This is a genomic window from Billgrantia montanilacus, from assembly GCF_003336675.1.
GTDB lineage: Bacteria > Pseudomonadota > Gammaproteobacteria > Pseudomonadales > Halomonadaceae > Halomonas > Halomonas montanilacus.
Window position 1 is genome coordinate 101,101 of sequence record NZ_QPII01000006.1, and the last position, 12,566, is coordinate 113,666.

The following is a 12,566-nucleotide window of genomic DNA, read 5'->3' on the forward strand; positions in this document are numbered from 1 at the left end:
TGTAGGAGGAAGCTTTAGCTCACGACTGGAGGCCGAAGGACTCCCGGCGGTGTTGCCAATGCTGGCGAGCGCTGCCAACGGCGGCAGCCCCCGCCAAGGCGCCTGCCGGCGCCAGTCGCGACGCGGAGCGGCGCTCCAACAGCGATCCTCTTCACCAACGGTGCCACACCGCTGTAGGAGCATCTTTAGATCCGGTCCGACGCATCGGCGACTGGAGGCCGAAGGACTCCCGGCGGTGTTGCCAATGCTGACGAACACTGACAACAACGGCAGCCTCCGCCGAGGCGCCTGCCGGCGCCAGTCGCGATGGAAACCAGCGCTCCAACAATGATTCTCTCCACCAACGGGACCACCCCGTTGTAGGAGGAAGCTTCAGCTCACGACTGGAGGCCGAAGGACTCCCCGGCGGTGTTGCCCAATCCCTCAACGCACCACACCTTCCCGCTTCAGCCTAGCGATATCGTCGGGCGAGAGTCCCATCTCGGTGAGTATCGTGTCGCTGTCCTGGCCGAGCCGGGGTGGCGCCACGTCGCTGGTGGCGTGCTGGCCGTCGAAGCGCAGCGGGTTGCTCACCTGAGGCACGTCGAGCTCGCCACGCTTCAGGGTGCGTTGCATTCCCCGATGACGAACCTGCGGGTCGTCGAAGACTTCGCTGATGGTGTTGATGGGCCCGGCGGGAATGCCGCGGGCTTCCAGTTCGGCCAGCCAGTCGTCACGGGTCCGGGTGCGGAAGATCGCCTGGATCAATGGCACCAGTTGGTCGCGGTTCCCCACCCGGGCCTCGTTGGTGGCATAGGCGGGATCCACCGCCCACTCCGGATGACCGAACAGTTCCGCCAGCCTGGCAAACTGGCTGTCGTTGCCCACGGTGAGCACCAGGTAGCCATCGGCGCAGGCGAAGGCCTGGTAGGGAACGATGTTGGGGTGGGCATTGCCATGGCGCTGGGGCGACTGGCCGCTGACCAGCGCATTGAGTGACTGGTTGGCCAGTGCAGCCACCTGTACGTCGAGCAGAGCCACGTCCACATGCCGACCCAGCCCGGTACGCTCCCGCTCATGCAGCGCTGCCAGCACGCCGATGGTGGCATAGAGCCCGGTCGTGACGTCGGTGATCGCCACTCCGGTCTTCATGGGCATGCCGTCCGGCTCGCCGCCGATGCTCATCAGCCCGCCCATGGCCTGGATCATGAAATCGTAGCCGGCGCGGTGGGCATAGGGTCCATCCTGGCCGAAACCGGTGATGGAACAGCCGATCAGCCTGGGATTCAACTCATGCAGGCTGGCGTAGTCGAGACCATACTTGGCCAGCCCACCCACCTTGAAGTTCTCCAGCACGATATCGGCGCCCGTCGCCAGCTGGCGAATCAGCGCCTGGCCATTCTCGGTGGCAATATCCACCGCCAGCGACTGCTTGCCGCGATTGGCGCAGAGGAAATAGGCGGCCACCCGCTCGGGTTCGTCGCCGCCCGCCTCCAGGTCTTCACCGAGCCAGGGCGGGCCCCAGCCGCGAGTGTCGTCGCCGCGCTCGGGATGTTCGATCTTGATCACGCGTGCGCCAAGGTCGGCGAGCAGCTGGCCGGCCCAGGGGCCAGCCAGCACGCGCGACATATCCAGCACCACGATACCGTCAAGCGGTCCGCTCATGCTTGCTCCTCGCGTATTAATTAGCGAAGGCCTGGAGGCCCGTCTGAGCCCGCCCCAGGATCAAGGCATGAACGTCATGGGTGCCCTCGTAGGTATTGACCGCCTCGAGGTTCATCATGTGGCGAATGACGTGGTATTCGTCGGAGATGCCGTTGCCGCCGTGCATGTCGCGGGCGACCCTGGCGATATCCAGCGCCTTGCCGCAGTTGTTGCGCTTGATCAGCGAGATCGCTTCCGGCACCAGCTGGCCGTCATCGATCATGCGACCTACACGCAGCGCGGCCTGCAGGCCCAGGGCGATCTCGGTCTGCATGTCGGCCAGCTTCTTCTGGATCAGCTGGTTGGCGGCCAGCGGGCGACCAAACTGCTTGCGATCCAGGGTGTATTCTCGGGCGGCATGCCAGCACGCCTCGGCGGCCCCCATGCTGCCCCAGGCGATGCCGAAGCGGGCTCGGTTGAGGCAAGAGAACGGCCCCTTCAGCCCGGTGACACCGGGCAGGCGCTGGTCGTCGGAGACCTCGACATCCTGGATGGCGATCTGGCCGGTGATGGAGGCGCGCAGGCTGAACTTGCCCTCGATCTTGGGCGCGGAGAGCCCAGGCATGCCCTTCTCCAGGATGAAGCCGCGGACCACGCCCTCCTCGTCCCTGGCCCATACCACGAACACGTCGGCGATGGGCGAGTTGGTGATCCAGGTCTTGGTACCGTTGAGACGCCAGCCACCATCGGTGCGCACGGCGCGGGTGGACATGCTGCCCGGGTCAGAGCCGTGGTCGGGTTCGGTGAGACCGAAGCAGCCCACCCACTCGCCGGTGGCCAGCTTGGGCAGGTACTTGTCACGCTGGGCATCGGTGCCGAAGGCGTGGATCGGATACATCACCAGGCTGGACTGCACGCTCATGGCACTGCGGTAGCCGGAATCGACGCGCTCCACCTCCCGGGCGATGAGGCCGTAGCTGACGTAGTTCATGCCAGCGCAGCCATAGCCGTCGATGGTGGCGCCGAGCAGGCCCAGCTCCCCCATCTCGTTCATGATCTCGCGGTGGAAGTGCTCGTGGCGGTTAGCCTCCAGCACCCGCGGCATCAGCTTGTCCTGACAGTAGTCATGGGCAGTTTGCAGCACCATGCGCTCGTCTTCGTCCAACTGATCGATCAGGCGGAACGGGTCTTCCCAGGTAACGGGGGTGATCTGGCTCATTGGAGGCTCTCCGTGATAAATATCTACATTTTCATAGAATGTAGACCATGCAGACCTCCCTGCCAACCCCTGCGTCGCTATTTTTCTGTATTGCCCCCTGCGTGACTACGGCCTCGACTAGCCTGGAGCCGGCATCTGCGGCGCGCGCTCTTGAAGACGACGGTGAATGAGTCGCCAGGCCACCAGGCCGACCAGTACGTTGGCAGTGAACATGCCGATGAAGATGCCGGTGGGCCCCGCCAAGACACCACCGAGCCAGGCCAGCGGCACGGTCAACACGAAGAGTCGAATGATCGACAGCCGCATGGCACGGCCGGGCTCATGCAGGGCGTTGAGTGATGAGACGGCGAGGATGACCACACCCTGGGCTCCCAGCCCCAACGGCACCCACCACAGGAAGGCCCGGAGGACCTCGGCCATCGCCTGGCTATCGGCATAGCTGCCTACCAGCCAGGGCGCCAGCAGTTGCAACAGCACCCAGATCGCAAACTGCCAGGCGATCACGAAACCGAAGCAACCGAAGATGGCGCGTCTTACGCGGTCGTGCTGCGCGGCGCCGATGTTCTGGCTGACCAGTGGCGGCAGCGTCATGGAGAGTGCCAGAACGGCGATCTGAACGAAGGCATCGATACGCGTACCGACCCCAAAGCCCGCCACCGCATGGTGACCGTGGTCGGCGACGATACGCGTCACCAGGGCGAGCGCCAGTGGCGTAAAAACGCTGGTGATGGCAGCAGGAACGGCTATCCGCGACAGCTCATGCCAGGAAGCCAGCATGTCCGCCAGGGGCAGCTGCCGGAAGTCGAGACAATCTCGCAGTTCGCGCTGAAAGAAGAGTGCCGCGGTCATCAACCCCCAGCTGAGCACGGTGGCAAGAGCCGCCCCCTGTACGCCCAGTTCGGGAAAAGGGCCCACGCCGAAGATCAACAGCCAGTCGAGCAGCCCATTGAGCAGGGCCGCCAGCCCCATCATCAGCCCGGGGATCAGGGTATTGCCCTGTGCTCTCAGCACGCTGTTGAGCACTCGGGGCACGATCACTGCCGCGGCTCCCAGGTACCAGATGCCCATGTAGTCGCGCACATGGGGCATGAGTGCCTCATCGGCACCCAGCAGCCGGAACAGCGGGTCGATTGTCGCCAAGCCCAGCGCGGTCAGGACAAGGCCAACGATAAGCGCGAGCAGCGCCGCATCGGTGGCACGCCGGCGCACCGTGGCGAGATCCCCCTGCCCCAGCCTTCTGGCAACGACAGCCGAGGTGCCTATCCCCAGCCCGATCGCCAGGCTGATCACCGCGAAGACAACCGGAAAGGTGAAGGAGACCGCCGCCAGCGGCTCGGTGCCCAGCCGGGCGATGAACCAGGAGTCCACCAGGTTGAAGCTGAGCATGGCGATCATGCCGCCGACAACTGGCAGGCTCTTGCGCAGCAGGGTCGCCGCAATAGGCCCTTCGAGAAGTTCGCGGCGAACGGGACGGCGGGATGGCCGATCAGTGGATGGCGATGAAAGCGTCATGAAGCCTCGAATACATGAAACAGGCACACGATTGTGCCCGCTTCCTGACGACGTGCCAAAGGGAGCCTCCGCCAAGGCGCCTGGCGGCGCCAGTCGCGACGCAAAGCGGCGCTCCAACAAGGTCGGCAGTTATCACCCTGTTGGAGGAAGCTTCAACTCACGACTGGAGGCCGAAGGCCTCCCGGCGGGGTTGCCGGTGTTGGCGACCACCACCAACGGTGGCGGCCTCCGCCAAGGCGCCTATCGGCGCCAGTCGCGATGGGAACCAGCGCTCCAACAGCGATTCTCTCCACCAACGCGACCCGCACCGCTGTTTGAGCATCGTTAGATCCGGTCCGACGCATCGGCGACTGGAGGCGAAAGCCTCCCGGCGAGGTTGCCAACGTTGCTGCCATCACCGGCGGGGTTGCCCCTTTCACTCCTCCTCGCCGGCGCGGAAGAGTTTCTGGATGCTGGAGAAGTCCTTGCCACCGTTACCCTGGGACGCGTGAAGGGCAAAGAGATTGCGTGCCTGGGAGCCCATCGGCACCGTTGCCTTGCTCTCCAAGGCCAGTTCCCAGGCGAGGCCGAGGTCCTTGGCCATCAGGTCGGTCAGGAAGCCGCCCTGGTAGTCACGGGACGCCGCCGAGCCCTGCATCACACCGGGCCAGGGGTTGTAGACGTTCAGCGCCCAGTTGCCGCCGCTGCTCTGCTTCATGATCTCCGAGAGCACAGCCGGGTCGAGGCCGTTCTTCACGCCCAGCGCCAGGGCTTCGGCGGTGCCGCTCATCAGTATTCCCAGCAGCATGTTGTTGCAGATCTTCGCTACCTGACCCGAGCCGACTTCGCCTGCGTGGAAGATGTTCTTGCCCATGCCTTCCAGCACCGGCCTTGCCTGCTCGAACCCCGCTTCGGTGCCGCCGACGATGAAGGTCAGGGTACCGGCCTGGGCACCGCCCACACCGCCCGAGACGGGGGCATCGAGATAGGTCAGGCCACGCTCGGCAGCAGCGGCGCCGACGAAGCGGGCGTCCTCCGGCGAGATGGTCGAGGCGTCGATGATCAGCGGCTTACCTTCCATGGCATCGAACAAGCCCGGCGCCGTGTCACGGCCGAGATAGAGTCGTCTTACATGCTGGCCAGCGGGCAGCATCGAAATGACGACCTCCGCACCACTGGTAGCGCTCTGGGCGCTGGCGCAGGCGTAGGCACCGGCCTTTTCCAGGCTCTTCATGGCTGCATCCACCAGGTCGAAGACGCTGACCTCGTGGCCGGCCTTGACCAGGTTGGCGGCCATCGGCGCACCCATGTTACCCAGTCCGATAAAGGCGATTTTCATGCAAGTCGCTCCTGAGAGTCATTGTTGATTGTTGGTTCCAGCCGGTAGACCGAGCGTTCAATTTACGCGCTCGCCGGTTCCAAGGTCACGCAACGGATGGTCCTCGCTGCTCCAGAGGGGCACCATCAGGGCATCCAGGTCGTTCTGCGGCACGCTGTCGACATCGACGTGCTGCCACTGGGGGTTCTTGTCCTTGTCGACCAGCAGCGCGCGCACGCCCTCGGCGACATCCCCCCGCCGACAGCACTGCACCGACAGGTTCAGCTCATCGCGGAAGGCGTCGGCCAGGCTGGTATGACGATGGCGATCCAGCATCAGCCAGACCAGATGCGCGCTCAGCGGGCTGCCGGCCTCGAGCCGCGCGCGGTTGGCCGCAAGCCAGGCATCGTCTCGGCCATCGCGAAGAATTCGCTTCACCGCAGTGGGGGCATCGACCTGCCCGACCACGCTCTGGATGTGGTCGAGCTGCGGCCCTACCTGAGGCTGGGGCGCCTGGGAGCGATCCTCCATCTCATCGACCACCGCTTGCACACCTGAACGCAGGTCCCGCGGAGTGCGCTCGCCGTAGTCGGCTTCGCCCAGGGCTTCGAGCAGGGTTTCCCGCCGCTCGCGGGGAACGATGTGGTCCGCCATGCCCAGGTCCAGCGCGTCCCGGGCGTTCAACTGGGCGCCAGTGATGCCCAGGTAGGCGCCGACACCAGGGGGCATTCGATTGAGGAACCAGCTGGCGCCGATATCGGGATAGAGACCGATGGTGATCTCCGGCATGGCGATGCGCGTGGTTTCGGTCACGATCCTGTGCGAGGCGCCCGCCATCAGGCCCAGGCCGCCGCCCATGATGATGCCGTCGCCCCAGAGCAGGATCGGCTTGGGATAGGTGTGGATCCGGTAGTCGAGCCGATATTCCGTGGTGAAGTAGGTTTCGGCGAAGACGCTGTCGCGGCCTGACCCACGGTTCTCGCCCTCTTCGGTCATGGAGCGATACAGTGCCACCACATCGCCGCCGGCACAGAAGGCTTTCTCCCCCGCCCCTTCGAGCCATACTGCCACGATGCTGCGATCCACCGCCCAGGCGTCGAGCTTGGCCATGAGCTGCTGCGCCATTGTCAGCGTCAGGGCATTGAGCGATTTCGGCGCATTGAGCGTGGCCACGCCGATCCGCCCACCATCCCGGGTGGGACGTTCGTCAAAGATGACCGCAAGTTCCGTCATGCAACTGTTCTCCTGGTTGAAATGGGTGGTGTTACTGCAAGGCCTCTATCACACCATCCGCCAGCAGTCGGCGGGCCACGATGACACGCATGATCTCGTTGGTGCCCTCGAGAATCTGGTGCACACGGGTATCGCGTACCATGCGCTCCAGCGGGAACTCCCTGAGATAACCGTAACCGCCGTGGAGCTGGAGGGCATCGTTGCAGACATTGAAGCCCATGTCGGTGGCAAACCGCTTGGCCATGGCGCAATGGGCGGTGGCGTCGGGGTCGTTGTTGTCGAGCCGCCATGCCGCCTGGCGAACCATCAGCCTGGCCGCCATCAATTCGGTAGCCATGTCGGCAAGCTTGAACTGTAGCGCCTGGAAACTCGACAGCTCGCGACCGAACTGCTTGCGATCGGCCATGTAATTGCGCGACAGGGTCAGCGCATGCTGTGCGGCACCCAGCGAACAGCTGGCAATATTGAGCCTTCCTCCGTCAAGCCCCTTCATGGCCAGCTTGAAGCCCTCGCCTTCATCACCCAGGCGATTGCCGACCGGCACACGAACGCCATCGAAACTGACCAGCCGTGTCGGCTGGCTTTTCCACCCCATCTTCTCTTCATTCTTGCCGTATTCGATGCCTGCCGCATCGGCCGGCACCAGGATCGCGGAAACCCCGCTCGCCCCGCTGTCGGGACCGCCGGTGCGCGCCATGACGATGAGGACATCGTTGGCCCCGGCCCCCGAGATGAACATCTTGGAACCGCTGATGACGTAGTCATCACCGTCCCGTACGGCCTTGGTGCGGAGACTGGCTGCATCGGAGCCGGAGCCGGGCTCGGTGAGGCAGTAGCAGCCCAGGCACTCGCCGCTCACCAGCCGCTCTACCCACGTTTTGCGCAATGCCTCGCTGCCCCAACTGGCCACCATCCAGGCCACCATGTTGTGAATGGTAAGATAGGCGGTAGTCGAGATGCAGCCTTGGGAGAGCTGCTCGAAGATCAGCGAGGCATCCAGGCGAGACAGACCCAGCCCACCTCGCTCTTCGGGGATGTAGATGCCGAGGAACCCAGCCTCGCCGGCGCGGCGAATCACCTCGACCGGGAAATGCGAGGTGGCGTCCCACTCAGCGGCGTGGTCGGCCAACTCGGCTCTGCTGAAGTCGGCGGCCGCCTGAACGAGCGCCTTCTGGTCATCGGTCAGGGAGAAGTCCATCGGGGTATCCTCATGTATCGACTGAATGGTTCGACCGAGATGTTCGATCCAGTAGTGGTAGCTGACCGGTTGCCGGATTGCCATAGGCCATGCGAGACCTTATCCAGCAGCCGAATGGCAACCAACCTAGCACTTGCTAGGTTTTATCGCACACATCCCTTGGTCTACAAGCACTTTACGTTAACGTCAACGTCGTCTAGTGTTGCGAATACGTGGAGGGAAACCGCTAGACGGCCCACCAAACACAGGAAAGGTAGCAATGAGCATAACCGAACCGGAAGCCACAACCGCAGTCAACGGCAGTCTGCCACAGCAGCGCCGCACCTACTCCATCGGTGAATTGGCCCGGATGTTCGAGGTGACTCCGCGCACCATCCGTTTCTATGAGCAGGAAGGCCTGTTGGCGCCTGAGCGCCGGGGCCAGACTCGCATCTATCATGAAAAGGACCGGGTACGCCTCAAACTGACCCTTCGCGGCAAGCGGCTCGGCTTCTCGCTGGCCGAGATTCGCGAGGTCATCGAAATGTATGACGCCATGCCGGATGGAAACGCGCGCCAGCTCAAGCGCCTCCTGGAAATTCTGGCCGACAAGCGGACCAACATGGAACGCCAACTCGAGGATATCCGCCTGATGCAGAGAGAGCTCGACGACGTGGAGATGCGAGCCCGCGACGTACTCGAACGCCTGGACCAGGAGTGATTCGTCGCGCCGGTTTCTCGCCCAGCGGATAGTGGCCAGGCAGAGCCATCCCGCCACCAGCCTGTGTACCAGCTTTCAGATCTATTCTTGCCACAACTCTTGCAACAACTTTTGCAACAACAAGACGGGTAACACCATGACACGCCAGCACACACAGAATCGCGTTCAGAACAGCTACGTCAGCGGCATCAGCGATACCCCCCTCAAGGGGCAGACCATCGGCGACTGTTTCGACGAGACAGTCGCTCGGTTTCCCGGCGGCGATGCCCTGCTCAGCCTGCACCAGGGCCTGCGCTATACCTGGGCGGAGCTGCAGGGGGCGGTGGATGAGGCGGCCCGCGCACTGCTGGCGCTGGGCGTGGAGAAAGGCGACCGTGTGGGCATCTGGTCACCCAACTGCGCCGAGTGGACCATCACTCAGTTTGCTACCGCCAAGATCGGCGCGGTACTCGTCAACATCAACCCCAGCTATCGTACCCACGAGCTGGAATATGCCCTCAAGCAATCGGGCGCCTCGACGCTGGTCCTGCAGGGGAAATTCAAGTCTTCCGACTACGTGGCAACGCTGGCTGAGCTGGCACCTGAGATACGAGACGCTGCACCTGACACCTTCAGCTGCGCCAGCCTTCCGGAGCTCAAGCGGGTCGTCTGCCTCGATGCGGACCTGGCCCTGCCCGGCATGCTTACCTGGCAGGGCCTGCTGAGCCATGCCGATCAAGTTTCAGCCGAGCACCTGGCAGACGTCCAAGGCAGTCTCCAATTCGACGACCCGATCAATATCCAGTACACCTCCGGCACCACCGGGGCCCCCAAGGGAGCCACCCTCTCCCACCACAACATTCTCAACAACGGCTTCTTCGTCGCCCGCACCATGGGCTTCACCGAGAAGGACCGCCTGGTGATCCCGGTGCCGCTCTACCACTGCTTCGGCATGGTAATGGGCAACCTGGGTTGCATGACCCATGGCGCCACCATGATCTACCCGGGGGACGGCTTCGAGCCCGAGGCGACGCTGAAGGCAGTTTCCGAGGAGAAGGCCACGGCGCTGTACGGCGTGCCCACCATGTTCATCGCCGAACTGGAGCACCCGAACTTCGCACAGTACGATCTCTCGACCCTGCGCACCGGCATCATGGCCGGCTCCATCTGCCCTATCGAAGTGATGCGCCAGGTCATCGACAAGATGAACATGGAAGACGTTACCATCTGCTACGGCATGACCGAGACCAGCCCGGTCAGCTTCCAGACCCAGACCGATGCGCCGCTGGATAAGCGCGTGACTACAGTGGGCACGATCCATCCGCACCTGGAGGTCAAGCTGGTCAGCCCCGAGACTGGCGCGGTGGTCCCCCGTGGCGAGACCGGCGAGCTCTGCACCCGCGGCTACAGCGTGATGCTGGGCTACTGGGAGAACGAGGAAGCCACCGACAAATCCATCGACGCGGCCGGCTGGATGCACACCGGCGACCTGGCCACCATGGACGAAGAGGGCTATGTGGCCATCGTCGGGCGCATCAAGGACATGATCATCCGCGGCGGCGAAAACATCTATCCCCGCGAGATCGAGGACTTCCTCTATACCCACCCGGCCATCTCCGACGTCCAGGTGATTGGCGTACCCGACGAGAAGTACGGCGAAGAGGTAATGGCCTGGGTCAAGCTTGGCGAAGGCCAGCAGTTGACCGGCGATGAACTGAAGGAGTTCTGCAAGGGCAAGATCGCCCACTACAAGGTGCCGCGCTACGTGAAATTCGTCGATGAATTCCCGATGACCGTCACCGGCAAGATCCAGAAGTTCAAGATGCGCGAGGAAGCCACCCACGAGCTGGGCCTGGCGTGATCGGATAACCGCTGTAGGAGCATCTTCAGATCGCGACTGGCGGCCGAAGGACTCCCGGCGGTGTTGCCATGGTCGCGGTTATTGCCAGCGTCGGCAGCCTCCGCCGAGGCGCCTGACGGCGCCAGTCGCGACGCGAAGCGGCGCTCCTACAGCGATCCTCTCCACCATAGGAGAGATAAGCAGCTGTAGGAGCATCTTCAGATCGCGACTGGAGGCCGAAGGACTCCCGGCGGTGTTGCAGATGGTCGCGGTAATAGCCAACCTCGGCAACCTCCGCCGAGGCGCCCTCCTCTACAACCCCTTGGGTGCGAAGATTCCCGGTGCGTTGCGCCAGTATCCCTTGTAATCCATGCCGAAGCCGAAGACGTAGCGGTCGACGACTTCCAGGCCGCAGTAGTCGGCGCGCAGGTCGGGAACAGCCTTGCGGTCGTGGCGCTTATCGACCAGAACCGCCGTCGAGATGCTCTTGGCACCGGCCTTGTGGCAGTAGTCGAGGATAGCCGCAAGCGTGGTGCCTTCGTCGAGGATGTCGTCGACGATCACGACGTGACGGTCGGCCATGGGCACTTCCGGCGAGACACGCCAGAAAAGATCGCCACCGCGGATACCGCCGCGATAGCGAGTCGCATGCAGGTAGTCGACTTCCAGCGGAAAACCCAGGCGAGTCAGAAGATGGCCGGTGGTGATCAGCCCGCCATTCATCACGCAGTAGAAGACGGGAAGCTTGTCGCCCAGATCAGCGGTGATCTGCTCCGCCATGCGATCGAGAGCGACTTCGACTTCCTCTTGCGTGATCAGGCAGTCGGCACTTTCCATGACATCGCGCATGGTGGTCAGGGACTGGTGAAAATCGGGATCTAGTTTGGGCATTGAGAGCTCATGTCGCTGAAGGGTAATCGGGACGGGAGGTGGGATCGTTCAGTTCTGGGCCATGGCCTCGAGGCGAGCGTGAACGCGGCGCCAGCGGCCCAGTGCTTCCAGGGCTTCAGGCTCGGGACGGGCCCGACCATAGCGTAGCCGCTTCGCCGGGCGGAACGAACGGCCCTGGCAGGCATCCAGCACCTCGAGAGCGGCAGCGCGGTCATTGCACACCAGCACCATGTCGCAGCCTGCGTTCAGCGCAGCCTGAGCACGCTCACGCGGGCCGCCGGCGAATCCAGCGCCGGCCATGCCGAGATCGTCGGAAAATATCGTTCCCTTGAAGCCGAGCGATTCACGCAGAAGACCCAGCCAGCTGTTGGAGAAGCCGGCGGGCCGGGCATCGAAGGCGCTATAGATGACATGGGCGGGCATAACGCCATCGAGTCGGCCGGCCAGATCGGCGAAGGGTACCAGATCATGGCCTCGCAGGGCATCGAGGGGCCGATCATCGACGGGCAGCTCCAGGTGCGAATCGGCGGCGACACCACCATGGCCTGGAAAGTGCTTGCCCACTGCGGCCATGCCGGCCTCATGCAACCCGGCCACGAAGGCCTCGCCCATGGCGGAAACTTCGACGGGGTCGCGGGAAAAGCTGCGATCGCCGATCACGCTAGAAATGCCGCTATCGACATCGAGCACCGGCGCGAAGCTGAAATCGAATCCACAGGCGGCCATTTCCATACCCATCAACCAGCCGGCGTCCAGGCAGAGCCGCAGGGTAACTTCCGGAGCAACAGCATAGTCGCGGCCGATGCGACCCATGGAGGGTATGCGGGTCACGCCCTGGCGCAGTCGCTGCACCCGTCCGCCCTCCTGGTCGACCGTCAAGAGTAGCTCGGGCCGCAGGCGACGTATGGCATCACAGAGTGAGCGAACCTGACGTGCATCCTCGATATTGCGGGAGAAGAGAATCACCCCGCCGACCTCGGGACGGAGCAGTAGCCTGCGCTCGTCGTCGGTCAGCCGCGTGCCTTCCAGATCCAGCATCACCGGGCCGAGGGTCTGCGTCATGATCGGATTCCT

General features: G+C 63.7%; 10 protein-coding genes. 2 read left to right on the forward strand and 8 right to left on the reverse strand.

Annotated features, from left to right (window positions below; translation table 11 throughout):
* Positions 1–423: 423 nt before the first annotated feature.
* From DU505_RS10295 to DU505_RS10320, 6 genes are all read right to left on the reverse strand, one after another.
* Positions 424–1,644, reverse strand: coding sequence for a CaiB/BaiF CoA transferase family protein (locus DU505_RS10295; protein ID WP_114478905.1), 1,221 nt, complete (start codon positions 1,642–1,644; stop codon positions 424–426).
* Between the two features lie 16 nt (positions 1,645–1,660).
* The gene (locus DU505_RS10300) at positions 1,661–2,842 is read right to left on the reverse strand and encodes an acyl-CoA dehydrogenase (protein WP_114478906.1); all 1,182 of its coding nucleotides are present in this window, start codon (positions 2,840–2,842) and stop codon (positions 1,661–1,663) included.
* A 117-nt stretch (positions 2,843–2,959) separates the two neighbouring features.
* Complete coding sequence (locus DU505_RS10305) at positions 2,960–4,354, reverse strand: MATE family efflux transporter (RefSeq protein ID WP_114478907.1); 1,395 nt, start codon at positions 4,352–4,354, stop codon at positions 2,960–2,962.
* 415 nt (positions 4,355–4,769) lie between these two features.
* Positions 4,770–5,672, reverse strand: coding sequence for a 3-hydroxyisobutyrate dehydrogenase (gene mmsB / locus DU505_RS10310; protein ID WP_114478908.1), 903 nt, complete (start codon positions 5,670–5,672; stop codon positions 4,770–4,772).
* 57 nt (positions 5,673–5,729) lie between these two features.
* The gene (locus DU505_RS10315) at positions 5,730–6,884 is read right to left on the reverse strand and encodes an enoyl-CoA hydratase/isomerase family protein (RefSeq protein WP_114478909.1); all 1,155 of its coding nucleotides are present in this window, start codon (positions 6,882–6,884) and stop codon (positions 5,730–5,732) included.
* A 31-nt stretch (positions 6,885–6,915) separates the two neighbouring features.
* Positions 6,916–8,082 carry an acyl-CoA dehydrogenase family protein gene (locus tag DU505_RS10320; RefSeq protein ID WP_114479018.1) on the reverse strand — a complete coding sequence of 389 codons (1,167 nt, stop codon included), beginning with the start codon at positions 8,080–8,082 and terminating at the stop codon, positions 6,916–6,918.
* A 259-nt stretch (positions 8,083–8,341) separates the two neighbouring features.
* On the opposite strand from DU505_RS10320, the gene DU505_RS10325 reads away from it, so the two are divergent.
* Both DU505_RS10325 and DU505_RS10330 read left to right on the forward strand, forming a co-directional pair.
* Positions 8,342–8,782 carry a MerR family transcriptional regulator gene (locus DU505_RS10325; RefSeq protein WP_114478910.1) on the forward strand — a complete coding sequence of 147 codons (441 nt, stop codon included), beginning with the start codon at positions 8,342–8,344 and terminating at the stop codon, positions 8,780–8,782.
* A gap of 136 nt (positions 8,783–8,918) precedes the next feature.
* Positions 8,919–10,622: an AMP-binding protein gene (locus tag DU505_RS10330; RefSeq protein WP_114479019.1), complete on the forward strand. Its 1,704-nt coding sequence runs from the start codon at positions 8,919–8,921 to the stop codon at positions 10,620–10,622.
* 291 nt (positions 10,623–10,913) lie between these two features.
* Here DU505_RS10330 and DU505_RS10335 read toward each other — a convergent pair whose 3' ends face one another.
* Together DU505_RS10335 and nagZ are read right to left on the reverse strand one after the other, a co-directional pair.
* Positions 10,914–11,492, reverse strand: coding sequence for a hypoxanthine-guanine phosphoribosyltransferase (locus DU505_RS10335; RefSeq protein ID WP_114478911.1), 579 nt, complete (start codon positions 11,490–11,492; stop codon positions 10,914–10,916).
* Positions 11,493–11,540: 48 nt separating this feature from the next.
* Positions 11,541–12,554 (reverse strand): beta-N-acetylhexosaminidase, encoded by a 1,014-nt coding sequence (gene nagZ, locus DU505_RS10340; RefSeq protein WP_114478912.1) that lies wholly within the window; start codon positions 12,552–12,554, stop codon positions 11,541–11,543.
* Positions 12,555–12,566: the final 12 nt, after the last annotated feature.

What these genes read in the sequence shown, in the direction of transcription:
- DU505_RS10295 (WP_114478905.1), bottom strand. Translation starts at nt 1,644, where the DNA reads ATGAGCGGACCGCTTGACGGTATCGTGGTGCTGGATATGTCGCGCGTG.
- DU505_RS10300 (WP_114478906.1), bottom strand. Translation starts at nt 2,842, where the DNA reads ATGAGCCAGATCACCCCCGTTACCTGGGAAGACCCGTTCCGCCTGATC.
- DU505_RS10305 (WP_114478907.1), bottom strand. Translation starts at nt 4,354, where the DNA reads ATGACGCTTTCATCGCCATCCACTGATCGGCCATCCCGCCGTCCCGTT.
- mmsB (WP_114478908.1), bottom strand. Translation starts at nt 5,672, where the DNA reads ATGAAAATCGCCTTTATCGGACTGGGTAACATGGGTGCGCCGATGGCC.
- DU505_RS10315 (WP_114478909.1), bottom strand. Translation starts at nt 6,884, where the DNA reads ATGACGGAACTTGCGGTCATCTTTGACGAACGTCCCACCCGGGATGGT.
- DU505_RS10320 (WP_114479018.1), bottom strand. Translation starts at nt 8,082, where the DNA reads ATGGACTTCTCCCTGACCGATGACCAGAAGGCGCTCGTTCAGGCGGCC.
- DU505_RS10325 (WP_114478910.1), top strand. Translation starts at nt 8,342, where the DNA reads ATGAGCATAACCGAACCGGAAGCCACAACCGCAGTCAACGGCAGTCTG.
- DU505_RS10330 (WP_114479019.1), top strand. Translation starts at nt 8,919, where the DNA reads ATGACACGCCAGCACACACAGAATCGCGTTCAGAACAGCTACGTCAGC.
- DU505_RS10335 (WP_114478911.1), bottom strand. Translation starts at nt 11,492, where the DNA reads ATGCCCAAACTAGATCCCGATTTTCACCAGTCCCTGACCACCATGCGC.
- nagZ (WP_114478912.1), bottom strand. Translation starts at nt 12,554, where the DNA reads ATGACGCAGACCCTCGGCCCGGTGATGCTGGATCTGGAAGGCACGCGG.